Below are 23,080 nucleotides of genomic sequence, written 5' to 3' on the forward strand. Positions count from 1 at the left end.
AGTGGCTTGGCGCACTTCTGCTTCCCGTGCCTACTATGGCGCATTTCATGCCGCGCGAGAAGTGGCGCCAGAAAATATCCGTAACACGAAAAAAGATGCGCACGAGAAACTGATCTCCTGGTTGGCAGGACATGGAAAAAACGACTGGAGAACCGTCATTGGCGTGATACTGCAGCAAATACGTGATCATCGCAGAAAGGCGGACTACGAACGCTGCGAGCCAGGAGAGCGAAGCGGGGGCGAGTAGTCCCCAGAAGCCAACGCGGTGTACTGCATCCGCCGAAGCGACCGCGTAAGCTGGGAGTGCAGGCGCGTGCTGTGCCGCATGGTTGGCGTCGAGCCATTTGGGAGACGAGTGCACCGACGGCGCCCCAACGAGGGCGTGACGGTGCGCCGATGACCAGGGCGGCTGGGGTCTATTATCTGGTCGGCAGCGCAAGGCCGATCGCGCAACGACGCGCGAAAAGGCTTGCTGAGCACGCCGACTCTCCTGTTATCCAAAAATTTCCCAAAGGGAAATGCCGGAATTGCTGTGCATCTTGCAGAAAAAATGTGCAAAATCATATTGGATTCATCCGCTGCGAGTCAGGAGAGCGAAGCGGGGGCGAGTAGTCCCCAGAAGCCAACGCGGTGTACTGCATCCGCCGAAGCGACCGCGTAAGCTGGGAGTGCAGGCGCGTGCTGTGCCGCATGGTTGGCGTCGAGCCATTTGGGAGACGAGTGCGCCGTCTGCGCCCCAACGAGGGCGTGACGGTGCGCCGGTGACCGGGACGGCTGGGGCTTATTATCTGGTTGGCAGCGCAAGGCCGATCGCGCAACGACGCGCGAAAAGGCCTGCTGAGCACGCCGACTCTCCTGATATTTCTTTTATGATTGAGCGCGTTTTCGCCGGATACAGGATAGAAAGATAGTCACGGATTGCTCGGTATGTACACGCCAGGCAAGTTATAACATGTATAAATCGAGGCATAGGTGACTTGTCCACCACTGTTTGCAAATGTGCTCCATATATATGTACCGTTACTATAAGGTCCACTGCTTGGCATAATAGCAGTTTCAGAAAGAAAAGAAGATGTCGAGGCACAAAACTGCCAATAACCAGGCATGGTCTGCCCAGCAAATAAATCCTGAGAGTACATTTGTAAAGGTTGTCCATTACTACCCCCCATAGCCTGCCAAGTCCCACCCTGGCACGCCAGAATCTGCCCACTCCCGTTGGCGTTCGCGGCGATGGCTCCATACTGACCGCACCCCCAACCAATATTTGCGTCGCCGCCAGCAGTTCCCAACGTCACATCGTAACCAGCTTGGACCTGTCCGTTGACATCGGCATTCCCGGCCTGGGAACTATCGCCGGCATTGTTGGCCCACCAGGCGTTGCCACCGTTCACGGTCAGCGTATTTTGCGCATTGACGTTGCCGGTGGAGTTGACGTATCCCCCCTGGACCGTGCCATTGGTGACGACGCTCGATCCACCATTGTTTGCATTCATGTAGGCGTAGTTCGCACCGTTCGGGCTGCTGACAACGGATTCCCCGCCTGACCCGAACCCGCCACTATCATCATTCATATAGGCGCCCTGGCTACCGTTCTCGCCAGCGGCTAGCGTACCGTTGGCGTAGAGATCCCAGGTGTGGATACCCCCGCCCCAATCAGAGGGGAAACCCTGTCCCGCCGGTTCATCGACGCCCAGTTGCCCCGGATTAGAAGCTGGTGAACCTCCAGTAGCCGCCCCAGGGTTGCCCAGCGTCACATCCTGATTGACGTTCACATTCTGGGCGTTGTTGATATCGTTCGCCCCCATGTCCAGATTGGTCTGCATGGTATTCAGTTGCGGCTGGCCGGGGACCGCTGTGCGATATAGATAATCGCTCTGCAACTGCCCGTTGCTGTACTCGATCAGCGCCGCCAGATGCCCAGGTGCCACGTTCTGGTAACCGCTGGTGGATACCTGCCAGCCCGCGTACACGCCGCAGGCGGTCCCCCCATTGCAACCGGGCACGGCGAATTTGCCCGTTCCACCGCCGATGACGCCGCCTGACGCGCCGGCGGCCATCGCTGCCTGCCCCGCCTGTTTCGCATCGACATTCTGCCCACCGATCGATACCACCAGCGCTTGCAACTGGTTAGGCTGGGGCTGCAGCACCTGCACTTGCCAGACCTGACCATACGGATTGTTGCTGTTGAAGCCGTTCGGCAGATATCCCGTATTGATGAGCATGGGTACCGTAATAATAGCGGGAGCGGTGGCCGTCGAAGCGGCCGCCACCGCCGCCGCGTTGGCGGTGATATACGCCTGCGCCGCCGTGTCGACACGCGCCATCTGCATGGCGGCAGCCGTCGCCATCTCCTGCTGCCCCTGAGAACTGATCGCGTAATACAGCAACGGCGTCAATCCCGCAGCAGCGATGACCATAAAAAGAAAGGCAATAGGGTTCATGACGCAATCCTCAAGAAGTGGGAGTTTCTATCACATAAATCACTGCGCCATCCGGCACTCCGGCGGGCGCGGCACCCAGAAACAGATTGGCGCATTCGGAGGTCATCTGCCCCTGCGAAACACTCGCATAAGCGCAATCCGTCTGCGTCGCCGACGCAATGCCTGAAAGCGCTTTGTTGGGTAACGCATTACTCCACACGTAAAGCTGTCCACCCTGTTCCGCTGCCGCCCATTGCGATGGATAGGCATAATTGCCCATGTACGGCTGCAACTGTGCGCTAGAGATAGCCCCGGTAAACCCCTGGTTCGCCTCCGCAAACGCCAGCGCTGCGTGTGCCGTCGCTACGAAATCCTCCTCCTGGGAAGTCGTCACGCTGCCAGTCTCTTGCAGCGCGAAATCCCCCTGCGGCGACCGGTCAAAACCCGTGGCGATCAGCACCCCCAGAAAAGTGAGCAATACGAACGGCAGGATCATGGCGAACACGTTTCACCTCCCTGGCGGGGTGCCAACCCGCAAACTGGTGCCCAACAACAGTGCGGGCACCAAGCGACGGATCATCGCCACCATGCGCCCCGTGCTGTTCAGGTAGGCGGACAACAAGCAAAACCCGGCACTCACCCACCAGGAGTAAACCCACACCCAATCAGGCATCACAACCCCTAGCGGGGTGCTAACCCCTGGCGGGGTGCTAACCCCTGGCAGGGTGCTAACCCCATAAGCATTTTGCCCATGAAACGGATTACCCCAATACAGTGCCGCCAGAATGCACAGCGCGCCACAAATCCCATCAAACAGCCGCCATCTCCAACACATCATCTGCCCCCTTGCCCTTCCCGCGCCGGATGCGAATGTCAATCCATGTCATACATTTCAGCGATGTCCATGCACATTTTCCGCAAGGGATAAAAGGCACACGGCGAAAAACATTCCAGATGCCATTTGGAAAACTGGAATCGATAGGTCATGGCGATGAGGGCCGCTGACGATGCGCACAGCGCGGTCATGACCCACAAAAGATAGTGGGAATCCACGGGTTCGCGCCCTGCAAGGGACAGATAATGCCACACAGACAGGAGCAGGGCGGGAATGGGAATAAGCCCCAGGATGTTGAACAGGCTACCAACGCGAAACCAGCCCCAGGCATCATAAACACCATCTCCGCACCGCCGGGCCGCCTGAAGGAACGCCCACGGACCATCGTCGCGCGTCATGATTTCCAAAACTGCGCGGCGCATGCGCCGGATCGGAAAGGCCCGGTCCAGGGAATATCGTCGCGCGACACATGCTCTATGGGCGTTGTTAAACAAATGCAGAAACACGATCATCGACAGCCAAGTGACAGAGCCCAACCCGATCATGAAGCCGAATATGGCCGCGACATTCAGCCGTCCCAAGGCGGTCATCAGAAACAGGAAGGACATCGCCACAAAAAACAGAATCGCCCATCCACTCATGATGTTGGCCAGCAGCCTCCAGACAAACGGCATGAGATGCACTCCATACGTTTCCAGATAGTAACGCCTGCCCATCCTTTGCATCCGCAGCAGATCCTTCGGCATATCCGCCGGTATCGTTATGGGCTTGGGGAAAAATACCGCTTGAAAGCGCCTTAAAAAGTTCACGCCTGGTCTCCACGATAGAACTGCGGAAGTCCAGAATAATACGGCGATACCGATCCCAAGCCACATCCAGTGCATCAAACTACCCCCTTTGCCCCGGCATGAGCCCCGTCACGGGGCTGAATCCGGACAGCGACCGGTTTTTCTGGGTTTCCATTTCCGCCGCGATGGCTGCCATGTTCCCCTCCCGGATCTTCAGCCGCGCGGGTTCACCCTCGACGAAGAACGATTGCACGTTAAGCACCTTGCGCGCGCCGGCGGCGGCGCTGATCTGCCGGTCGAGCTTGAGCGTCAGAATGCCGCGCAGGGATTGCGCCAGACCATCGAAGCCCGCCAGCATCCCCATCTTCATGATGGCCTGCTGCGGGTTGTCAGCGTGCAGGGTGCTCACCACCAGCATGCCGCTCGCCGCCGCCAGGCTCGCCGCCCGCGCGCCCTGTTCCTCGCGGATTTCCCCGATATAGAAGGTGTCGGCCCCGCTTCTGACCGTATCCATCAGCACTCGCTTCACCTCGCCATCATCTCCAATCTCTTCCTGGTAACATTGCCCGGCGCCATGCGGTCCCTGCAGGTCGTATTCCACCGGGTTTTCCGCCGTCCAGGTGAACCCGCCAATGCGCTGCAAACGAGCCAGAAGCATCGCGCAGGCCGCAGTGGTTTTTCCTGCACCTGGTCCACCAGCAAACAACAGCAGACCGGCCCGCAGCTCCGGGTCACACATGCGCGGCAACAGATTCGCCGGCAGGCCCAGGTCACCGAGTTCACGCAATACGGCGGCAATGCGCCGGGCGACGAATACCGGACCATATGGCGTGTCACGGCGCTGCACCCGCAGCTTCATGCCGTCATGCTCCAGGCGGAAACGGTGATGCTGAACGCGCAACATTTCCTCACGAAGCGTGGCGACTTCAGACCACAAAGCGGCTGGCACAGACTCCAGCCGCAAATCATTGGAGAAACGCTTATACCGGCTCGCGGCGGGGTCCTGCTCCACCGCGAGATCCGCAAACTCCAGGTCCGACAAGGACATTACTGGTTGTTGCCGAACTGGAAAGCCACAGCAGTGGCACCACCGCTGCACGCCGCCGCCGCTTGCGCACCTGTCGGCGCGGCGTTGACGTTTCCGACCGCCGTGCCATTGACCGTTGTGCCGATGTCGTCCACCTGCACGATCAGCTTTTCACAGGCTTTGGCGTTCAGGGTCAGTCCGTTCATTTCCACCTCGAACTCACTGCTGGGCAGACCGGCGGAACCGGATGCTACCGTAAACGTCCCACCCAGCGGGGTGGAGGTCTGCATGCCCGCGGGGATAACCGATGTTGCATTGCCGGAAATCCCCGCATAATCGCCCTGGACGCCAAAAATCTGCTGTGCATTGCCGACGATGGTCATAACATCCTGCGTGGCAGCGGAAACGTTACTGCCGGTCAACAGGCCAATACCGAAATACAGCGCCGCCGCCACCAGAATCACGATGGCGATGATCATAAATACAAACGCGATAGGGTTCATTGCCTAGACTCCTTTCCTTCCATTATGAAAAAACACAAAACAACAATTACTTACCCATTACCCATGCGCAGACGCCATCATGACGTTCTGCAAATCGAACACCCCAAAAATGACCAACAAAATGATGACGTTCACCACAATGTTGGCCACCATGGACAGCAGGCGGATCACCGCAAAAATGCGTTTTTCTCCCTCCTGCAGCCATTCTTCTCCGAGTTTCATGACCAGATTCGGAAAATCATGCGCGTTAGAAAACGCCGAAAGATCGTCGGCCAGGATGCGATCCGGGAAATCAAATCCACCCTCGATCAAGGCGCGCCCTAAATCCCGACCGTTTTGCATGCGCGTCCGGGCGTCCAGCAGCCGGTCTTTCAGCCAGGGTTTTGCATACTCCGCCTGAATAGCGAGGGCTTCGGGTTGCCCAACGCCCGCCTCGATGAGGCGCGCAAAGCCCATGAGCCATTGCGCGCCACTCAATAGGCGATACACGCTCCACGGCGGGAGTTTCTCTACCCATTTCCGCCCATGACGGGACCAGTACGGCATCGTGCCAAAAGCCGCCACCGAACCCATCAGGGAAAGTGCCAGAAAAACGGGAGTCCAAGGGCTTTCCGCAACTGCCGCCATCGGCAGCAACATCCGAGCCACCATAGGCCAGGTATCCGGTTTCGCCACCAGCTCGATCGGCGGAATCATCTTGGTGCCGGTGATGTACACCAGAAACGCGCCCAAACCGAACATGATCATCGGGTCCAGGGACTCCATCAGAATCTTGCCGATGATGTTCCCGACAATGCCCTGATTGCCGATGGCCGAGCGCAAGGCGCTGGGCAAATTACCCGCCAGTTCTCCGGCGCGAATGATGGACCGCTCGCCAGCAGGCGCCCAGCCGTCCAACGCCTGCGCCAGGGTTTCGCCATTGGTAATGCGAGACTCCAGTTCTTGATACGCCACCCGATCCGCGTCCCACTTGCCAACGCCGCGCAAATCCAGTTGTTTGCGGAGACGAATCAGCGATTCACGTGTGGAAATACCGTTTTCCACATACACGGCCAAACGCCGATAAAAGGCGATGCGCTTTTTCCCGGTCCAGAACTTTTTCGTAAACGCAGTAGACCAGTCATCCAGATGACCCGCATCCAGCCAATCGCTAAAAACCATCAGAGATCCTCCAGCGTCAATGGCCGCAAATCAGCGGGACGATGGCCAATAGGACCCAGCGCACTAACCACAGATTGTGGGTCCACCAGCCCGGCCAACACTTTCGATATTGCGTGTGCTTCCATGCTCAATTCCGCGTCAGGTCTTGCCATATAGGCTTTGCGCGCCCGCATCGGCCCCTCATTTACCATCTGCACGAGAAGCTCTTCATCCGTGGGAATGACCTGTGCTACTACGGTACGGCCCTTTGTGCCCTGATGATTACAGTGTTCACACCCGGAATGCGATGCCATGCGAATGCCATCAGCAGAGAATTTCGGGTGTTGCGCCCCGCTAGGGGGTTGCGCCCCGCTAGGGGGTTGCGCCCCGCTAGGGGGTTGCGCCCCGCTAGGGGTTACCCAGGACATCAACGCATCCCAATGCTCTCCGGCAATCTCTCCGTCCCGATCAACCATCGCTTCACGAGTTGCGGGCACTGCACAGTGCGGGCAGACGGTTTTCACCAAACGCTGCGCGATCAGCGAAGACAGCATCTTCGGGTCTTGCAGGTAGAACCCGTCGACACCCATCGCCACCAGACGCTGCACGATCATGAACGGGTCAGAGACGTGCAGCGTCGTCCACACCTGGTGGCCAGTAATTGCGGCATTGATAGCCTCTCTCGCCGTTTCCAGCCCACGAATTTCCCCCAGCATCACAATGTCGGGGTCTTGCCGCAGGGCAGTCTTCAGCTTCCCGGAAAACGCCCGGCTTTTTTCTTCGTCGGTATTGGCATTGGCGATCCGGTATTGCCATACATAATCCGACGCGAAGACGAACTCCACGGGATCTTCGATGGTGATAATGCGCACACCATGTCGGATGCGTAGCATGGTCAGAATCATGTTCGCAAGACTGGAGCTTTTGCCGGACCCGGTCGGCCCCGTGAATGGATTGATACCCATGGTGTTCTGTGCCAGGCGCATCAACACGGCCACCTGCCGTTGCGAGTACCCCAGCCGCCGGATGAGTTGTCCGGTCAACACCTCATCCCCTTCGCCGTCTTTCTTGCTCATTCGATACAGCAGGCGCGCTGCGAGGTTCATCCCGTCATGCAGGGGCGCCCGCGCGAGACGGATGCCGGTCAATCCCAGGTCATTCCCCGCCTCATCGCGCAACAATGCGGGATTGGCGATGACGGCATGTTGATCTTCGGTTTCCTGATACTGCGCATCTGCGACCGCCGCCATGCCCTGGAACATGGCGCGGATCATCGTTTCCCCCTCGTTTTGCGGAAGTTGAAAGCGGTCTTCCACTTCGCCATTTACCCGGAACTGCACTCGCAGATAGCCGCTACCATCATCTTTTTTCCGCAAGGTCAGATGCACATCACTGGCCTTTTCGCCCACCGCCTGGGTAATGATGCGTCGGGCAGCACGAATAGCCGGTAACGTCGCGTGACTGGCTATCGCCGTGGTAGACCGCAACTCCCCCAGTGTCACCATGTCGCAGGTTTTCACCGCAACATCTACTCCGGCACGTCTGGCCTCGGCCACCCAGGATTGCAGAGACATCTGCGTTTGCCGCCCGGACAACACATACAGTGTCCGGCCATCCAGTACGGCGTACTCCGCAGCATCTGCCGGCAACGACGGCAACGGTTTCTCCTGTTCTGCAGTAGCCTTGTTAGCCTGCCCATCTAAAACGCTCTGCAACTGGGATTCATCTATCGCCCCCATCTCCACCAGCACTACACCCAGCTTCTTGGCGGGCGATTGCAGTTGTGCCAACAGCGCCTCATTGAGCTGATCGCGGGTAATCCAACCTTGTTCCATCAGCATCTGCCCCAGACGTGGCCTATCCTGTCCATCACGATCTTGCAGGGGTTTGCGCCCCGCCAGGGGTTTGCGCCCTGCCAAGGGTTGGCGCCCTGCCAAGGGTTGGCTGCCTTTATTGAATAATGTGCTGATAGCCATCACGATTATCCTTTCGCAGGCACGGGGTCAGACCCATGCAGGAGATTGGCGCCTGGCAATTCCGATGGCGGCGTCATGGTGGGCGGAGGCAATGGTGCGGGTGACGCCATGCCGGGGTTGTAAGGTACAGCCCCTAGCGGGGTGCCAACCCCTAGCGGGGTGCCAACCCCTGGCGGGGTGCCATCCCCTGGCGGGGCGCCATCGCCTTGCTGGCTGCCAGATCCAGAGAAATTGAGCGGGATCACCTTACCATTGTGTGTAACCGTCACTCCCGCAGCGTTTACCCGGCGGACACGCCAGCCATGTCCCAGATGGCTTCCGTCCACCACCGTCATGACGCCGCCATTGGAGAACGCCAAGGTGGCTTGGTAATGCCCACCCGCACCGCTCAGGGATATCACCCTTGGCGCCCGCATAGCCGCCGCATGCGGTTGCGGTGACACTGGACTCAGAATGCCGCTTGGCGGAAGGAATCCTCCACCCGGTGTGTCACCATAAGACACTGGCGATGATCCGCCGCGCCCAGGATGCTTTGCTTGCGCGCGAGCCTGCGCGATCCCCGCATGCAACTTCGCGACTTCCAGTTGCAACCGTAACAGGGCAATTTGCCCTTCCGTCTGCGCCAAAACTCCGGCGGGAACCGTGCCTGTAATCTGTCCTGCAGGCTGACCTGTCATGCCATTATGGGTTTGCACCCTGCCAGAGGCATTGCTGCCTGCCAAGGATGGCGCCCCGCCAGGGGTTGGCACCCCGCCAGGGGATGGCACCCCGCCAGGGGACGCAAAGGACATTGCCGGGACGCACAGCAACGTCATCAGAATGGCGGACAAGAGAGCCCGACGTTGTGCGTACTGCTTGCGATTATTGAACATAGAGTTTCCCCGCGATTTTTGCTGTGCTCAAACCTATACCTGCATTATTTTTACCATTCCCAAATCCAAAGCCCTGAACGATGACGGTAGACAACCGCAACCCTGGCACGGTATCCAACAGCCCTGCCGCTTCCTGTAGAACCGGTAGCGGGCATTGCATCATCACTCCAAACGTATTCCACGGATGATGCGCTCGCCCCTTTTGTGCTGTGGCTTTCTGTTGCCCAGGCAATGCTTTCCCTGCAGGAGATACAATGGGGAATATCCTCACCTTGATTCCCAACAGTTGGGCGATTCCATATAACTGCGCCTGCGCAATAGATGCACTTGCAACCCCAGCCGTGGCGGGCACAATCAACTTTCCTTGCCCAACAATTCCTTCGGTGATTGCTTTCCCGCTACTCGCGAGGATTCCCTGCGGATGGTGCAGTGTGGTAGCGCCCGGCCCGATAGCCCATGCCGCCGTTTCCCGCCATGCTCCTGCGGGGCTTGGTTGCGCAACGCATTGCACTCGATGTAATACCCACCCGGATTTTGAAACGGGAACCGTAGATAAAGCCTGCAAGCAGTGGGAAACCAATGCGGACGGCACGGGCGTCCGGCGCCATGGCACGTTCGCCGCCGCCTTTTTCGCATCCATGGCACGCTCGATAGCTATACGGTGCGCCACCGCGATACGCTTCTGCGCTTCGATTTGCGCTTCGTGCTGGTTATAGAAATACAGCCCCCCCATTACCGCACTGCCTATCGCAACAGCACCCGCGCCAAACAGCACAGGCGTCACCCAGGGCTTGCGGCGCACATCGCGGAGCAGGGGTGGCTTACGAGATTTCCGAACCAATTCGGCCAGTTCGTCGATTCCGCCATCTAACAGGTTCGACCATTCACCGTAGGACGCATGCCCACGTCGCGCCCGATCCACCGTGTCAAAATCACCAATCACATCGCCATCAGGCAATATCTCGTAGTTTTCCCGCACGGCGATATACCAGTAGAGTCCATTACCCAGATCAAAGATGCCGAGCCAGGGTTCTTCCAGGACTTCCGCCAAAGCACCTGCGAGCGAATATACTTTTCCGGAAATCGGTTTGTTCGTGCGGCTATCCATCCCCGTGACGGGGTCCATGGCCGGTTCACAGAAACCGGACTGGATGGACCGCATCTTGGTGCGTCGCACCGCCACCCAAAAGTCGCGTCCCCGTGCGCCATCCAGCAAGGCTTTATGGCTGGGGTAGCGATCTTCGTGCCGCCAATACATGCCAGCCAGAAAACGTCGTTTTTCTCCAGGAATCTGGATGAGCAACGCCATCAGAGGATCCTCGCGGTGATGACGATGGCAATCACATTCTTCGTCGTACTCGCATCAGCACCACCGCCAAGCAGTGGCATATACGGGCTGCCAACACCATTGCGCGTCGTGTTGCCACCGGTTTGCGAGAATCCGGTCAACAACAACGTCTGTCCTGGCTTCAGGCTAACCGACTGTTGAAATGTACTGCTATCTACGGTTGGCACCTGGATACTCTCAGAACCCGAGGTAATGGTATTCAGCGCAACCAGATTGCTGATGGTCATGTTCATGCCCAGTAGCACTTTGCCATTGTCGATGCGCGGCAGGAACATCGCAGTGAAACCCGTCGTGACCGTGCCGGGAATCAACCCGCTGGTAGACCCCACGTTGGCGGTGCTCGTCGTGCTGTTTTCCGCAAGATAAGACGTTTGCTGCGCGACCTGGATAGGCGCCGGTTCGCCGTTGAGACTCATGGCCGACCGGCTGAATACCTGCGTTACATGGCCCAAGGTGGCCAGCGCCTGCACGGCGACCTGGCTGCCACTCGTCTGGCTCAAGGCACCGGTGGCGCTGGACAGGACATTAGCACCTAGCGACATGGGCGATACGTTACCCGTAGGGACGGGAGGCGCCACGCCCTGCAGGCTGACACCATACTGTTTACCGAGACTATTGAAGATGCCAGACAGGTTCAGTCCGTAATTTTGCTGGTTATTGACCTGTACGTTGTAGACATGCACGGAAATAATGACCTGGCGCTCCAGTTGCCGGTCCAGCCCATGCACCCATGCCCGCACCTGTTCGACTTCCGGCGGAGTGCCGGTCACCGTTACGGTTCCCGTGGAACTATCAGCTATCACTTGTGCCGCGCCACCCGCCACGGTTTGCGCGGTTTTCTCCAGATTTTTCCAGACATCCACCTTGGAAGTGTTGATGATGTCCGTGGTACCCGTGGAGATGTTGCCCTGCGAGGAGGAGCCACCCACCCCGCCGGCTGCACCGCCCAGCGCGCCACCGCCCAGCGCGCCACCGCCCAGCGCGCCACCGCCCAGCGCGCCTGAGCTGCTGCCGCTCGCGCCCGCCGCGGCGATGATGGAACCGCTGGACTGGGTGATCCACGATAAAGCCGGGATAGAAAACGTCTCCGTTTCTGTACGGTAGATATGCACCGCACCGTCGCGGTATTTCCACCATAGCCCGTCTTTGGCGGTGACATAGTTCAACAGCCCTGCCACGCTGCCATTCCAGTGTAGAGGGATGCCGGTTCTCGCGTAGTTCGCGGAGCCGCCGGAGGACGACCCCGTGACAGACAGGCTGCCGGACATGCTCGGCAATGGCGGCAACGAGGCCCCTGGCGGGGTGCCAACCCCTGACGATTGTTGCGTCTGGTTGTCGATATGCACAGGAACGCCAGTTAACTGACTAATCCGCGCGCCAATTTCGCGGATGGTCAGCGGATTGGCTGAATCCAGGGTGATGGATTGCTTCAGGATCGCAGGCACGGCATGACGCACGTCGACCGCCGTACCCAAGAGGAATGGGGTATCAACGGTGCTTACCACCGGGGGCGGCTTCGGCGGCTGATAGCGGGTAATGGCGTGTTCCACTCGCGCTTGTTGCACATGCGCCTGATGAAACGTTGCGCAACCCGCCATCAATGGTACCACTGCCGCCGCAATGGCGATCTTCAGTATGGCCTTACGCATGTTACACCACTCCCTTTATCATAATTTCTTCCGCCATCTCCCACATCGTTTCGTAATCATCCAGGATGCCGCTTAATGCGCGGATGCTCTCCGGGTGTCCGGCCAGCAGCAGGAAGCTCTGGCCTTTCCGATCGTGGTAGGCGAGCGTGTCCAGCCCGCGCTGCCGTGCATCATCAATAAAACGCTGGTTGTCCTGTAAATTGTCGTGCATCAGTTTTCTCCCTGATCAGCGCCAGCGGTCTTAGTCGCGGGCTCTTTGCTCCAATACCATCCCTGTCCTAAATTCGCGCCGGCAGCCAGCGCCAGCCGGTAGTCGGCTTCCGTCTCTACCCACTCCACCACCACGCGGGCGCCGTCGTGGGACAGGTGCTGGCAGAGCCCCCGCAGATACTCCGGGCCCTTGTCGCGGATGGCTTGAAAATAGGGGCCGTCGATCTTGCAGAAACCCGCCTTGACGGCCCCGGCCCGGCCCAGGCCATCCACGCCGGACCCCGCGCCGATGTCGTCAATGGCAACATGGAATCCTAGACTCTTGAAATCATTTAGTATTATCAAGACATCCACGAAATCTTCGTTATGGAATTGATGTTCCGTCCATTCGAGGACAATCCGCGAAGAAAAATCCTGCAAGGATTCCACGTATTCACGGATCAATTGGTCCAGCAGTTGATGTCCGTCCAGATTCAGGAACAGTAGTCCTTGCAGATCCGGCAACAGGAGCGGAATCTCTTGCGCCAGAAAAACGTACCAATCCCGCCATTCCGCTTCATCCCATTCCGGACAGTGTGCTTCACCCGCTAGCAACTCCTGTCCGACGACATCGCCGGTGAGCAGGTCCACGATGGGCTCCAGGCGATATCGGTTCATCCCATCTCCCCGTCTGGACTCACACAACGAATCCCATGGTCCGGCAACATTTTTTGCAGCGCGGTTTCCGCATCCTCTACCGAAAGTAAATCCAGGGATAAAACCGATACCCAGGAATCCTTTTTCATCTCCCAGGAATCCCGAATCGTAATCGGCAGAGTTTCTGTCACTACTGCCGGAATCGGCGCACGCGAATGCACCAGAACTTCCACTACGGAATGACCGATTTTCGATAAAATCACCCGGTTAGATGACTCCCAGAGACTGATGACCCGCCACACTAAATGCTGCTCCAGCACTTCCCTGCTTACCGCGTCTTCCGCACAATCTCGCAACCATCCTGCAGAAAAGGGCGCATCCGTATATACCCAGTCAAACAACATATCGCCGCCAACCCGACGAATAATCGGTGCCCGAATGCTTTCCTGCGAAATGGCAAGAGTATCAACAATGGATTCCCCCCAACTCGTAGTCCCCTCCGTCACTGATGCCGGCAGAAAAATGCCAATTCGGGTATTCCCCCCGATCAGCGCTACCGTCACTTGCCCCTGCGCGACGACAATGCCAGCAGTTTTCGGAGTGTAATTTGTCGCAATCCGACCCCGCGCTTGCCAAAACCCCTGCTTGCGCGCGGTATCCATCGGCGCTAGCGGGGGAATCATTCCCGTACGCCAGAAGCCATTCGACCGAAAATTTCCACCCCATTGTTCATAAATGCGGTCATCCAGATATGCAAAAACCTTTTGGTAAACGTCAGGAAGCAACATGAAATTTCCTCTTCTTTAGCAGGACTCCAGCCTTGGCGGCAGGCGGCAATGCCTTGGCAGGCAGCAATGCCTCTGGCAGGGTGCCAACCCCTGGCAGGGTGCCAACCCCTGGCAGGGTGCCAACCCCTGGCGGAGTGCAAACCACCTCGCAGGACTCCAGTTCGTTATCCCAGGGCGTCCAACGCCAAACCTGAATCTTCGTATCCCCACGAAGAACCTCGTGCAGTAAAACCGTGCTTCCTGGAGGGCAAGCCTCCAACCATTGAGGGTCCGACAAGCTGGAAGTCGTAAAAACTGCGCATCCGCCTTTCCGAACAATGCCAGCCCTTGGCAGGGTGCCAGCCCTTGGCAGGGTGCCAGCCCTTGGCAGGGTGCCAGCCCTTGGCAGGGTGCCAGCCCTTGGCAGGGTGCCAGCCCCGTGACGGGGTGCAGGGTGCAAGCCCTGAAGAAAAGCACACAACGCCGCGCTGCCCGGATCACACAACGCCAATTCAGCGGGTCTGTCGATAGCCTTGTCCATAAACGGAGAGTTGAAAATCACCAAATCAAATGTCTCGCCCGGATACACCGGCGCAAATATCGATCCCTGCCGAACGTCGATGTCCAACCCGTTCAATAGCGCGTTACACTCTATGGCAGCACAAGCGGTCGGGGAGATGTCCGTTGCAACAACCTGTTTTGCATCACAAGCTTTGAGCCACAGGCTGATCGCGCCAGATCCCGCGCCGACCTCCAATACATCCCGGCACCGCACATCCACCCGCCCTTGCAGTGCATCCGCGAGAATGCCAGTGCTGGATTCCTCGTGTGGGTGATATACCCCACCGGGAACCAGGATACGCAACCCGCGAAAAACATAATCTCCGCGTGACTCAATCAAATCGACGTGGCGCTCATGGTTGTGTTTTACTGCCTTGTTAATCATCGCCCGCCTCCCCCCACGATCTGCTGATAATGCGCGAGCACCGCCGGCACATAGTTTTGCGTCTGCCGATACGGCGGTATCCGGTATCCCCAATTTTTCACCGCTTGCCCGCCCGCGTTATAACCGGCCAGGGCCAATTTCCAGGAGTGAAACTCCAGGGCGAGATGCCGGAGATACATCGCGCCAGCCAGCATCGCCTGACGGGGATCGAACGGAGAACCGAGTTTGCCGTCCGCCAGGACGCCGTACCGCGCCCAGGTGGCGGGCATGAACTGCATCATCCCTTGCGCGCCGGCAGGCGAAACGGCATCGGGGTCAAATCCACTTTCCTGCGCGGCCACAGCCAGAATCATCGACGCGGACACTCCGGTCACCGCCGCCGCCTGGTCGGCGTATCGCACGTCCTGTTGCGGTATGACGCCGATATGCGTGGGATAGGTGGTGTGACGATACCCGTGCGCTATGGTTTCAACGGCAAGTATCCAGGTGCCAGCCGCGATGCCCCAGCAGGCGTCCTTGCGGACATCAGCTGCTTGAAAGCCGTACTCGGAGAGCACCGGCATCCAGGCCGCGGGAATGCCCATGGGGCCGATGCCCTGCAGGGCGCCAGCCCCCGTCTTCTGCCGCCCAGCCGCATCCAATACCCGCTCGATGGCGGGAACAGGGACGTGGTAGGCGGTCGAGACTTCGGCTATGCAGGCGAGCATGCGGACTCCTGCGGGAAATTGGCGGGGGCGCATCCTTTTTCGTACACTGAAGTTGCCAAACCCGAGTGCTCGCGAAAAGGAATTACCCCCATGGAAAAAGGATTACTTGTCTGGCGACATAACCGAAGTTTCCGCTGTGTTGAAACCATTCTGACGCCAATACTTTTTGTTTTGATTCTTTCCGGCTGTGCGGAATCAAAATCAAACAACCCCCTTAAGTTGCCACCTGATTGTTCCGCCAAAAAATTATGTGTTGCCTCAGCCCTTGGAACCACCGGAATTTTATCCGCATTTAGTTCAGGCGTCCCAGAAGACAGTATAAAGTTTTCTTCAGTGCGAAAGTTTTGGACAGGGCAAGAAAATAGCAACTCATTATTATGGAAGCAGGCTGAAAATATTTGTGGCGATATGGAACAAGACAGACCTATGGACGGGCTAACAACAAAACAGGAAGCCAATATCCTCTTGGGATGCAATGCCGTGAATCTGATATGATCAGTCATGTTCCATGACCATTATTTTCAGATGATCTTTGGAATTTGACAAAGGAAGTCGAACACCATGTTTTTTGTTTGTTGGTATCGTTGCCTCGCCATGCACAAAATAGCCATGCCGGATGGCATAGCTGAACTTTACCAGCACAGTATGTGATCCTTTTTGACTCGTGGAGATGTCTACCAAGAAAGGTTTATGCTGAACGATTATTGCGCTCGTGATACCATGCTGTAGCCTGCTGCTGGCAAAAAGAAAAAAAGGCTTGCCTTCTATTTTTCCATCTAGCTCGATGTTTGCTAATCGCGGGGCGGTCTCCTGGATGCGTACCATCCAGAATGTCAAACCCACCAAAATAGCCAGGGAGGTCATACCGGCCCCGATGCCCACTTTCCGCAAGACTGCCCTGTCAGACATGGTCCGGCGCCCCTGCTGGGTGCAACCCCATCAGAACCAACCGTTCGGCCGCCATGCAATACACCAGCAAGGCGCCCAATGCCAAAAACACGGAAAATATCGCCACTGCACCAGCTATCTGTTTCACTCCCCACCCCCGGCACCGCTAATCACCACGGTGTTATTGGCGGTATGGAATACCGCGTGGACGTTCGCGCCGTTGGTAGACAACGCCCGGATCACCTGCGTCACCGCTTTCTGGAAATCACCGCTGAACGTCGTGGTATTCGGTACCTGCCAGTCTTCCGGCAACTGCCAGATCACATTCCAGCCAGAAGCCGCACCCCACTTCTGCAAGTCCGTCAGAATCAGATCGCCACGGTTCAGCGTGAATACCGGTTGCAGATGGCCCAGATGGGGAGCGGGTGTACCGGCCCCCTGAAGGGAATCCGGGGGAGTGCCAGCCCCGGAGAGGAGGTGGTATCCGTGCAAATCCGGCAATGCCTGCGCCGAAGCTGCCTTTTCCGCCTCCGGGTCGACCCGCAACAGCACCGCCTCATGCGCCCAGTTCACCGTCCCGATCAACCCCGATTGCCGCAGCACGGAACGTAACGGAGTCAGCCAGGAGACATCCTTCGCCTTCCAGGTCACCGGAATCGAGTCATCCACGCCCTTTTCCACATAGATGCTCCAGCCCTCCGGCAGGATGAGCGGAACCGCCTTGCGCAACGGCATCCCCATCCCAAAAGAGCTGCGCGCCACCGGAAAGCCATCCCCTACCTGGGTGAGAGTCCGCGGCGGGGACTTCCATTGCTCATACCCGGACAGCCGCAAGGGCGCAGCGTGCGACGAAACCGCGGCGGCAGACTGCGCCGGCACGCCCTGCGCGGAATCCATCTGCGGATTGATCTGCAACCCACCGCCCCACGCCGGAGCAGAAGAAAGACACAGGGCCACACCAAACCAGGGCCAACCTTTGCGCAGTTTTACCATTTTCCCATTCCCGGCATCCATTGATCATCCCTAACGTAATATATCATAGCGTTAAAATTCCCCCAAGCCAAATTTATTTCCTGGGCACGATGAACTGGGTCCGCATCCGGCGCAGAATCACCCATTCCGGCGTCTCCGCCTGCAACCGCTTCCCCGCAATCCAGATCACCACCTGTCGCCAGAGATTCTTCAGATCCACCCCAAAGAAGGGCAGGATGGACAGCACCAGGGATGTCACAAAGGAAAAGACAAACGTCCACAGACTCATGTGCAGAAAAAACACCATGAACACCACCGCCACCCGCGCATCCAGAAAAAACAGTTGCGGGTTCTTCGCCGTATCACTCCACATCGCCATCAAAGCACCTCCGCCAAACGCATTTTTTCCGTCTCCACCTTGCGGAATACCGATTCCTCAATCCAGCCCCGCTCCAGCATCTCCCGCGCATCCTGCAGGAGGCTGTGTCCATCCTTCTGTACCATACCCTCCAGCACGGCAAACAGTTTGTCATGCGGAGTGTCGATCAGCGCCTGACGATGATCTTCCGTCAACGAAATCCATTCCCGCAACGCCACCCGACCGCCTCCCGCGCGCGGCAGCAATCGCTGCTGCAGCAGAAACCGCGCGGAACCACAAAAGCTCACCGCGATGCCCGGCGCCTCTTCCGCGGAAAAACTGTGGATGATGCGTGCCGGAATCGCGGCCACCGACGACGTGTGAATCGTATGATACACCGCAATACCGATTTCCGCCGCCTGAATCATCGCCGCCATCGTCTCCCGGTTGTTCGTCTCACCCACCAGCAGAACATCCACCGCTTTACGTGTGGCGCTCTCGATGCCCAGCGCAAACGACTTCACCATGCGCGGAACCTCCATCTGCTCCACCACACCAATGGCTCCCGGCACGTTCGCCTGGTCAAACTCGATCGGCGATTCCAGCGACAATACCGCATCCCGCCGCGTGCGCCGGACATGCGCGATGACCGACGCCAACGTCGTCGATTTTCCGCTGCCCATCACCCCGGCCACACTCACCAGACCATGCTGGATCAGAAACATCGAAAGCAGATCCGGCGAAATGCCCAACTCTTCGATATCCGGAATCACATCCGGGATGAAACGCATCGTCAACGACAGACCCAGCTCATCGCCCTCCGGCATCAATACCGAAGTCACCACACAACGCATGCGCCAGAACCCACTGCGACGATCCCCGGATACCCGTGGCACCTGATACGAGAAATTTTCCACCGAACCACCCAAAGCCGAAGCCGCCGTCGCCCGGCTGCTGGTCATTCCTTCCAGCAATAACGACATCTCATTGCGGGACGGAATCTCCCGGGTAACCAGATGGTAGTTCCCATGGACCCGAATCGCTACCGGACCCGTGGGCACCACCTTGATGTCACTGGCGCCCAGTTCCCCCGCCCAGCGAATCAGCCGGCCCACCACATTCGTGTCACCCCAGCCACCGGAAGATGGCTCGTCAGGAAAACGCAAATCTTCCACGCTCACCGGATCACCTGTCGTGGACCAAGGCGCACACAGCAGATTGGTGGCTGAATGACACCATTTCGCCACCTTCCCACCATTGGCGACAAAATGGCGCCATTTTCACGCCCTCACGATTTTGACGCCAAAATGGTGTCATTTCGGCGCCATCCGAATCACGTTGCCAGAATGCTGCCAATCCGGCGCCGTATTGCCACCATTGACAGATTGCGGAGCCCCCTCCAGACGAATGACCGGCAAGCCCTTGCCCGGATCGTCCAACGCCTGCGTGACCGTCGCCCACTTCGAGCCCGGACGAAACGATCCGGAATCCGTCAAACGGAAAATCCGCTCGCCCACACTCAAGGTCCGGCCATCCACCCGAATCCCGACATCCCCCGTCGACAGGATCGGCGCCTGCACAATCCCGCGCTGACTCAACCACCAGAACCGCAACATTCCGCCATAGTCCCGCGTCAGGCGATGCAGACCCAGCAGGAATCCATCCTTCGCCATCCGCAAACCCTGCTTCCAGCCCTCCCGCACCCCTTCCTTCCAGGCCATCTCATCCTTCGCATCCTTCGGCAATAACACCGGATTCGGACGCAACGGTTTCCCGCAACTCTGCAAAAGGTACCCACGCCAGTTCGGCGCGGTCGAAACAATCTTCCCTTCCCGGTAAATCTTCCAGGTCGTCTGCGCCGTTACCGCCATCGCATCGCCATCCTGCACAAAAGAACGGTCATCCTGCAGAATCACCGGCGGCAATACCCGCCCGGCATCCAGCAACAGCGAAGAAAAACGAAATGCCCGATCCAGAATGTCCGCATGCCCGTTCGCCCAATCATTCCAGTAGCTCACCCCAGCACAGTACGCCTCCTGCGAGGCGAACGTCTCCCCGGCAGCCTCCACCGCCCGTTGCCGCGCATCCCGGAACGGCGCCTCCACCTGATCCTGCACAAAAGCACCGTCCCCACCCTGCATGGCCAGCAACTGCTGTTCCGAATATCCACCCGATGGCAGCGCGTCTCCCGCAGGGGAATCCGCAAACGCCAAGGGTGAAACCACCACCAAGGCACAAAACCAGAAACCCGCTCGCCAGACACCCATCAGAAGCCCTCCACCTTCAGGACAATCTCCCCCGGATTCACCTGCACTACATAATTATCCGGCAACTGCTGGGCAACCGTCCGCAGGATTTCCACAACGCTCTGGTCGCGGGAATACACGGCAACGTCAGGGACCGGGGTACCACCCAGCCTCGCGACAAAACGATCCCCCATCTTCCCGGCCAGCGACTGCAGAAATGTCGCAGCCGATCCACTCCACTGCACATAGACCTTCCGGGATAACGGGCTGCCCGCCGGAAGAGAGGGCGCCATGGACGCCGCCGTGCTTCCATGCGGGCGCAGATCGCCCTTGTTCATGGGGAAACCATCATACCCAGGCGCCCAGGAAGTGCCGGAGGCTGCCCGGATGTTGTCGGTAACCTGTGCAATCTGGTTGACACTCTTCAACAGGTCAGCATTCATCGATGCGGAATCATACAGCGGAGTGGCGCTGGCCTGGGGGGAGGGCGGCATCGCACAGGCGGACAGGCTGGCAGGAACGAGAACGGAAACCACCAGAAACCCCAGAATCCGGCGCGGGGAATGGGGAACGAAAGAACGGGACGCCCTTTTCATTACCAAAGTTTTCATGCCAATTTTTCCTCGATACAAAAAATATCCCAGATAAACACAACGAACGGGGAAACCAAAAAGAAAAGCTTCACCATCCACCACCAGCATCGCCGGAACCATCGCCTCCACCCGCAAAAAAGCCGTACTTGCGAGAAGGAGATTCAGCCGATCTCCCACCAGAGGAACCCTCACGAACAGGAGATTCATCAGAAGAAGGACCAGCAGCAGGGGAAACCGGGACAGAATCAGAAGAAGCAGGCACAGGAGCGGATGTTCTGGACAGGGGAGGCTGTACATGCACAGGCAAAGACCGGCTACGGGAAACCGCGGAACCTCTCGACCCGGCAAACCGCTCCGGCCCGGTTCCCCGCCCCAGAACAGCGGAACCACCCCGTGCATCAACCTCCAGATACAACAGCAACGCCTTCACCAGATGCGCGCCAATGTCCCGCATTCCCCGGTTGTCCCTGGAAAAACCAGACAGCCAGCCAACAATCGGCTGGTGAAACGGATTGGTCGGGGAAATCCGTACCGAAAGACGATACGAAACCTCCAGCGGGTCCACCGTATCTTCCGGGTCCACCCCAGCATCCAGACCATCCTGCCCGGCAAGGGATTCCTCGGAGAATCCATCGCCTTCCGCCTCGTCCCACTCCCCGTTCACGACGAAACCCGATCCAGCAGGTCATTCGCGCCGGCAAAGAACACCAGCATCCCCAGAGCGGGAAGAAACCGCGCACCGCCGACATCCTCTGCACGCACCCGCTGGGCATGCGGAAAAGTCTCCTGAATCATCGGCAGAAAATCCTCGGAACCCCCGCCATACACGCCAATCGCCATGTTCCCGGCGCGACTGCCCCAGGTGGACCGAAGCTCCAGCAAAAACGGGCTGACCACCTCGGATACGGACTCCTGCACAAGATCGGAAATATCATGCAGAGCCCCGTTGAAAAAGACCTTCTTACGCTCTTCCAGATACCGCATGGCGCGCTCCTGATCCGGCTGTACACGAAACTTCTTGTAAATCTTCTTCGACAGCGCCAGCGCCACATTGGACATGCCAATCTCTGCACCACCGCTCAACGAAGACAGGGCGGAACGCCCCTCCAGCACCGCATATCCCGTGGTGTACGTCCCCACATCCACCCCGGCAATCAGCCCGTTATGCTCGGCAACCTCCTGCAGGGAAGGTTCCGCCGCCACCCAGTAGTACAACCCACCCGCCGCCTGCGGCAACACCATCGCACGGGCAGGGACAATCGTTACGGAAACCGGGAAACCATATATGGTCGCGTTGTGCTTCCCCACCAAAGAAGAGCGGATGTCCACGGCACGATCCCGGTACACCGCCTGGGGAACCCCCGTTACCAGATGCACATCTCCCTGCGTAATCCCCAACTCCCACAGGGCCTTCAGCAACAATACCAGCCAGCCCTCGCTGCCCGCCCAGGCATCCGTCAACGTGTCAGCCAGGCCCGCCCCAAACCGCGCGGCATCCTCACCCGTCAGCCAGCTTTTCCCGCGATATTCAATCGTCTTCACCTCTTCCCCATGGAAGTTCCGGTGAAAATCCGCAGGCACCTCCGCGACGAGCGAGCGAAACGACACGCGCGCATCCGCATTCTCCAGATGCGACGCCGCCTTTACATACCCGCTGCCGACATCCACCGATACCACAGAAGATTTCCGAGACACTCCGTTTGCCATCCGCTTTCCCTCTTCGCCAATCCGTAAAGGCCCTTGAGACCAGCACAAGAGTAGTCTATCAGAAAGTTTTTTGCCAGCGAAATACTCAATAATGACAGAGAAAAGCCTGACACCAGATCGCCACCATAAAGACAGGGAAACCCTGCCAATTCGACACCAAAATGACACCATTGCGGAAAATGACACCATTTTGGTGACAATACGCCACCATCACCAGAAAACAGGAAGATCACGGATCGACCATGGAGACAAAATGACACCATTACGCCACCAGGATGACGCCATACACCTCAATGACACCATTTATGCGCCAAAACACCACCAACGGAAACCGATCATTTTTCAGGGAATAACCAACTTTTGTTTCGGTTGGGCAGGCCAAACCCGGTATACTCAGAGAGATCAGACATTCAGGAGAGGTCAACCACTCCCCCTAAACCCTAACGGGTTATAGGCGGAGCTTGCGAAAAGCAGGCTCCCGGTTGACCAGGC

The 23,080-nt window shown here is 58.1% G+C and carries 27 protein-coding genes; 2 read left to right on the forward strand and 25 right to left on the reverse strand.

Annotated elements, in window-relative coordinates; genetic code table 11:
• Position 1: 1 nt before the first annotated feature.
• The gene (locus tag AB4090_RS04920) at positions 2-247 is read left to right on the forward strand and encodes a hypothetical protein (protein ID WP_369572752.1); all 246 of its coding nucleotides are present in this window, start codon (positions 2-4) and stop codon (positions 245-247) included.
• A 664-nt stretch (positions 248-911) separates the two neighbouring features.
• On the opposite strand, the gene pilV is transcribed toward AB4090_RS04920, so the two are convergent.
• The 16 genes from pilV to AB4090_RS05000 are packed head-to-tail and all read right to left on the reverse strand — an operon-like array spanning position 912 to position 15,824.
• Positions 912-2,441 carry a shufflon system plasmid conjugative transfer pilus tip adhesin PilV gene (gene pilV, locus AB4090_RS04925; RefSeq protein ID WP_369572753.1) on the reverse strand — a complete coding sequence of 510 codons (1,530 nt, stop codon included), beginning with the start codon at positions 2,439-2,441 and terminating at the stop codon, positions 912-914.
• A gap of 10 nt (positions 2,442-2,451) precedes the next feature.
• Positions 2,452-2,916: a type IV pilus biogenesis protein PilM gene (gene pilM, locus AB4090_RS04930; protein ID WP_369572869.1), complete on the reverse strand. Its 465-nt coding sequence runs from the start codon at positions 2,914-2,916 to the stop codon at positions 2,452-2,454.
• Positions 2,917-2,928: 12 nt separating this feature from the next.
• Entirely contained in the window at positions 2,929-3,258 is a 330-nt protein-coding gene (locus tag AB4090_RS04935; RefSeq protein ID WP_369572754.1) for a hypothetical protein, read from the reverse strand.
• Positions 3,259-3,293: 35 nt separating this feature from the next.
• Entirely contained in the window at positions 3,294-4,139 is an 846-nt protein-coding gene (locus tag AB4090_RS04940) for a hypothetical protein (RefSeq protein WP_369572755.1), read from the reverse strand.
• A gap of 4 nt (positions 4,140-4,143) precedes the next feature.
• Positions 4,144-5,091 carry an ATPase, T2SS/T4P/T4SS family gene (locus AB4090_RS04945; RefSeq protein ID WP_369572756.1) on the reverse strand — a complete coding sequence of 316 codons (948 nt, stop codon included), beginning with the start codon at positions 5,089-5,091 and terminating at the stop codon, positions 4,144-4,146.
• Positions 5,091-5,573: a type 4 pilus major pilin gene (locus AB4090_RS04950; protein WP_369572757.1), complete on the reverse strand. Its 483-nt coding sequence runs from the start codon at positions 5,571-5,573 to the stop codon at positions 5,091-5,093. Before AB4090_RS04950 ends, AB4090_RS04945 begins: the two co-directional genes overlap by 1 nt.
• Before the next feature lie 57 nt (positions 5,574-5,630).
• A complete protein-coding gene (locus AB4090_RS04955) occupies positions 5,631-6,734 on the reverse strand; it encodes a type II secretion system F family protein (RefSeq protein WP_369572758.1) in 1,104 nt (367 codons plus the stop codon).
• Positions 6,734-8,689 (reverse strand): GspE/PulE family protein, encoded by a 1,956-nt coding sequence (locus tag AB4090_RS04960; RefSeq protein WP_369572759.1) that lies wholly within the window; start codon positions 8,687-8,689, stop codon positions 6,734-6,736. Before AB4090_RS04960 ends, AB4090_RS04955 begins: the two co-directional genes overlap by 1 nt.
• A gap of 5 nt (positions 8,690-8,694) precedes the next feature.
• Positions 8,695-9,561, reverse strand: coding sequence for a type IV pilus biogenesis protein PilP (pilP, locus tag AB4090_RS04965; RefSeq protein ID WP_369572760.1), 867 nt, complete (start codon positions 9,559-9,561; stop codon positions 8,695-8,697).
• Positions 9,551-10,870 carry a type 4b pilus protein PilO2 gene (pilO2, locus tag AB4090_RS04970; RefSeq protein ID WP_369572761.1) on the reverse strand — a complete coding sequence of 440 codons (1,320 nt, stop codon included), beginning with the start codon at positions 10,868-10,870 and terminating at the stop codon, positions 9,551-9,553. The genes pilP and pilO2 overlap by 11 nt, the downstream gene beginning before the upstream one ends.
• Entirely contained in the window at positions 10,870-12,558 is a 1,689-nt protein-coding gene (locus AB4090_RS04975) for a secretin N-terminal domain-containing protein (protein WP_369572762.1), read from the reverse strand. The genes pilO2 and AB4090_RS04975 overlap by 1 nt, the downstream gene beginning before the upstream one ends.
• A gap of 1 nt (position 12,559) precedes the next feature.
• Complete coding sequence (locus AB4090_RS04980) at positions 12,560-12,769, reverse strand: hypothetical protein (protein ID WP_369572763.1); 210 nt, start codon at positions 12,767-12,769, stop codon at positions 12,560-12,562.
• Positions 12,769-13,425: an EAL domain-containing protein gene (locus AB4090_RS04985; RefSeq protein WP_369572764.1), complete on the reverse strand. Its 657-nt coding sequence runs from the start codon at positions 13,423-13,425 to the stop codon at positions 12,769-12,771. The genes AB4090_RS04980 and AB4090_RS04985 overlap by 1 nt, the downstream gene beginning before the upstream one ends.
• Positions 13,422-14,192: a hypothetical protein gene (locus AB4090_RS04990; protein ID WP_369572765.1), complete on the reverse strand. Its 771-nt coding sequence runs from the start codon at positions 14,190-14,192 to the stop codon at positions 13,422-13,424. Before AB4090_RS04990 ends, AB4090_RS04985 begins: the two co-directional genes overlap by 4 nt.
• Positions 14,179-15,117: a methyltransferase gene (locus AB4090_RS04995; protein WP_369572766.1), complete on the reverse strand. Its 939-nt coding sequence runs from the start codon at positions 15,115-15,117 to the stop codon at positions 14,179-14,181. The genes AB4090_RS04990 and AB4090_RS04995 overlap by 14 nt, the downstream gene beginning before the upstream one ends.
• The gene (locus AB4090_RS05000) at positions 15,114-15,824 is read right to left on the reverse strand and encodes a transglycosylase SLT domain-containing protein (protein WP_369572767.1); all 711 of its coding nucleotides are present in this window, start codon (positions 15,822-15,824) and stop codon (positions 15,114-15,116) included. The genes AB4090_RS04995 and AB4090_RS05000 overlap by 4 nt, the downstream gene beginning before the upstream one ends.
• 90 nt (positions 15,825-15,914) lie before the next feature.
• On the opposite strand from AB4090_RS05000, the gene AB4090_RS05005 reads away from it, so the two are divergent.
• The gene (locus AB4090_RS05005; protein ID WP_369572768.1) at positions 15,915-16,319 is read left to right on the forward strand and encodes a hypothetical protein; all 405 of its coding nucleotides are present in this window, start codon (positions 15,915-15,917) and stop codon (positions 16,317-16,319) included.
• Here the strand turns inward: AB4090_RS05005 and AB4090_RS05010 are convergent, their stop codons facing one another.
• From AB4090_RS05010 to AB4090_RS05050, 9 genes are all read right to left on the reverse strand, one after another.
• Complete coding sequence (locus AB4090_RS05010) at positions 16,320-16,733, reverse strand: hypothetical protein (protein WP_369572769.1); 414 nt, start codon at positions 16,731-16,733, stop codon at positions 16,320-16,322. It abuts the gene before it with no gap.
• Complete coding sequence (locus tag AB4090_RS05015) at positions 16,726-16,860, reverse strand: hypothetical protein (protein WP_369572770.1); 135 nt, start codon at positions 16,858-16,860, stop codon at positions 16,726-16,728. The genes AB4090_RS05010 and AB4090_RS05015 overlap by 8 nt, the downstream gene beginning before the upstream one ends.
• Entirely contained in the window at positions 16,857-17,705 is an 849-nt protein-coding gene (locus tag AB4090_RS05020) for a toxin co-regulated pilus biosynthesis Q family protein (protein ID WP_369572771.1), read from the reverse strand. Before AB4090_RS05020 ends, AB4090_RS05015 begins: the two co-directional genes overlap by 4 nt.
• Before the next feature lie 73 nt (positions 17,706-17,778).
• Positions 17,779-18,063 (reverse strand): IcmT/TraK family protein, encoded by a 285-nt coding sequence (gene icmT, locus AB4090_RS05025; protein ID WP_369572772.1) that lies wholly within the window; start codon positions 18,061-18,063, stop codon positions 17,779-17,781.
• Positions 18,063-19,289, reverse strand: coding sequence for a type IV pilus twitching motility protein PilT (locus AB4090_RS05030; RefSeq protein WP_369572773.1), 1,227 nt, complete (start codon positions 19,287-19,289; stop codon positions 18,063-18,065). The genes icmT and AB4090_RS05030 overlap by 1 nt, the downstream gene beginning before the upstream one ends.
• A gap of 66 nt (positions 19,290-19,355) precedes the next feature.
• Positions 19,356-20,309, reverse strand: coding sequence for a type IV secretory system conjugative DNA transfer family protein (locus AB4090_RS05035; protein WP_369572774.1), 954 nt, complete (start codon positions 20,307-20,309; stop codon positions 19,356-19,358).
• Positions 20,309-20,899, reverse strand: a complete 591-nt coding sequence (locus AB4090_RS05040; protein WP_369572775.1) for a DotD/TraH family lipoprotein — start codon at positions 20,897-20,899, stop codon at positions 20,309-20,311. Before AB4090_RS05040 ends, AB4090_RS05035 begins: the two co-directional genes overlap by 1 nt.
• Positions 20,900-20,969: 70 nt before the next feature.
• Complete coding sequence (locus AB4090_RS05045) at positions 20,970-21,545, reverse strand: hypothetical protein (RefSeq protein ID WP_369572776.1); 576 nt, start codon at positions 21,543-21,545, stop codon at positions 20,970-20,972.
• Complete coding sequence (locus AB4090_RS05050; protein ID WP_369572777.1) at positions 21,542-22,588, reverse strand: hypothetical protein; 1,047 nt, start codon at positions 22,586-22,588, stop codon at positions 21,542-21,544. The genes AB4090_RS05045 and AB4090_RS05050 overlap by 4 nt, the downstream gene beginning before the upstream one ends.
• Positions 22,589-23,080: the final 492 nt, after the last annotated feature.

The sequence above is a fragment of the Acidithiobacillus sp. IBUN Pt1247-S3 genome (assembly GCF_041146875.1).
GTDB lineage: Bacteria > Pseudomonadota > Gammaproteobacteria > Acidithiobacillales > Acidithiobacillaceae > Igneacidithiobacillus.

Bases quoted from the DNA above. Each gene is read 5' to 3' on its own strand.
- pilV (WP_369572753.1), bottom strand. From the start codon at position 2,441: ATGAACCCTATTGCCTTTCTTTTTATGGTCATCGCTGCTGCGGGATTG.
- pilM (WP_369572869.1), bottom strand. From the start codon at position 2,916: ATGATCCTGCCGTTCGTATTGCTCACTTTTCTGGGGGTGCTGATCGCC.
- AB4090_RS04935 (WP_369572754.1), bottom strand. From the start codon at position 3,258: ATGATGTGTTGGAGATGGCGGCTGTTTGATGGGATTTGTGGCGCGCTG.
- AB4090_RS04940 (WP_369572755.1), bottom strand. From the start codon at position 4,139: ATGCACTGGATGTGGCTTGGGATCGGTATCGCCGTATTATTCTGGACT.
- AB4090_RS04945 (WP_369572756.1), bottom strand. From the start codon at position 5,091: ATGTCCTTGTCGGACCTGGAGTTTGCGGATCTCGCGGTGGAGCAGGAC.
- AB4090_RS04950 (WP_369572757.1), bottom strand. From the start codon at position 5,573: ATGAACCCTATCGCGTTTGTATTTATGATCATCGCCATCGTGATTCTG.
- AB4090_RS04955 (WP_369572758.1), bottom strand. From the start codon at position 6,734: ATGGTTTTTAGCGATTGGCTGGATGCGGGTCATCTGGATGACTGGTCT.
- AB4090_RS04960 (WP_369572759.1), bottom strand. From the start codon at position 8,689: ATGGCTATCAGCACATTATTCAATAAAGGCAGCCAACCCTTGGCAGGG.
- pilP (WP_369572760.1), bottom strand. From the start codon at position 9,561: ATGTTCAATAATCGCAAGCAGTACGCACAACGTCGGGCTCTCTTGTCC.
- pilO2 (WP_369572761.1), bottom strand. From the start codon at position 10,870: ATGGCGTTGCTCATCCAGATTCCTGGAGAAAAACGACGTTTTCTGGCT.
- AB4090_RS04975 (WP_369572762.1), bottom strand. From the start codon at position 12,558: ATGCGTAAGGCCATACTGAAGATCGCCATTGCGGCGGCAGTGGTACCA.
- AB4090_RS04980 (WP_369572763.1), bottom strand. From the start codon at position 12,769: ATGCACGACAATTTACAGGACAACCAGCGTTTTATTGATGATGCACGG.
- AB4090_RS04985 (WP_369572764.1), bottom strand. From the start codon at position 13,425: ATGAACCGATATCGCCTGGAGCCCATCGTGGACCTGCTCACCGGCGAT.
- AB4090_RS04990 (WP_369572765.1), bottom strand. From the start codon at position 14,192: ATGTTGCTTCCTGACGTTTACCAAAAGGTTTTTGCATATCTGGATGAC.
- AB4090_RS04995 (WP_369572766.1), bottom strand. From the start codon at position 15,117: ATGATTAACAAGGCAGTAAAACACAACCATGAGCGCCACGTCGATTTG.
- AB4090_RS05000 (WP_369572767.1), bottom strand. From the start codon at position 15,824: ATGCTCGCCTGCATAGCCGAAGTCTCGACCGCCTACCACGTCCCTGTT.
- AB4090_RS05005 (WP_369572768.1), top strand. From the start codon at position 15,915: ATGGAAAAAGGATTACTTGTCTGGCGACATAACCGAAGTTTCCGCTGT.
- AB4090_RS05010 (WP_369572769.1), bottom strand. From the start codon at position 16,733: ATGTCTGACAGGGCAGTCTTGCGGAAAGTGGGCATCGGGGCCGGTATG.
- AB4090_RS05020 (WP_369572771.1), bottom strand. From the start codon at position 17,705: ATGGTAAAACTGCGCAAAGGTTGGCCCTGGTTTGGTGTGGCCCTGTGT.
- icmT (WP_369572772.1), bottom strand. From the start codon at position 18,063: ATGGCGATGTGGAGTGATACGGCGAAGAACCCGCAACTGTTTTTTCTG.
- AB4090_RS05035 (WP_369572774.1), bottom strand. From the start codon at position 20,309: ATGGGTGTCTGGCGAGCGGGTTTCTGGTTTTGTGCCTTGGTGGTGGTT.
- AB4090_RS05040 (WP_369572775.1), bottom strand. From the start codon at position 20,899: ATGAAAACTTTGGTAATGAAAAGGGCGTCCCGTTCTTTCGTTCCCCAT.
- AB4090_RS05050 (WP_369572777.1), bottom strand. From the start codon at position 22,588: ATGGCAAACGGAGTGTCTCGGAAATCTTCTGTGGTATCGGTGGATGTC.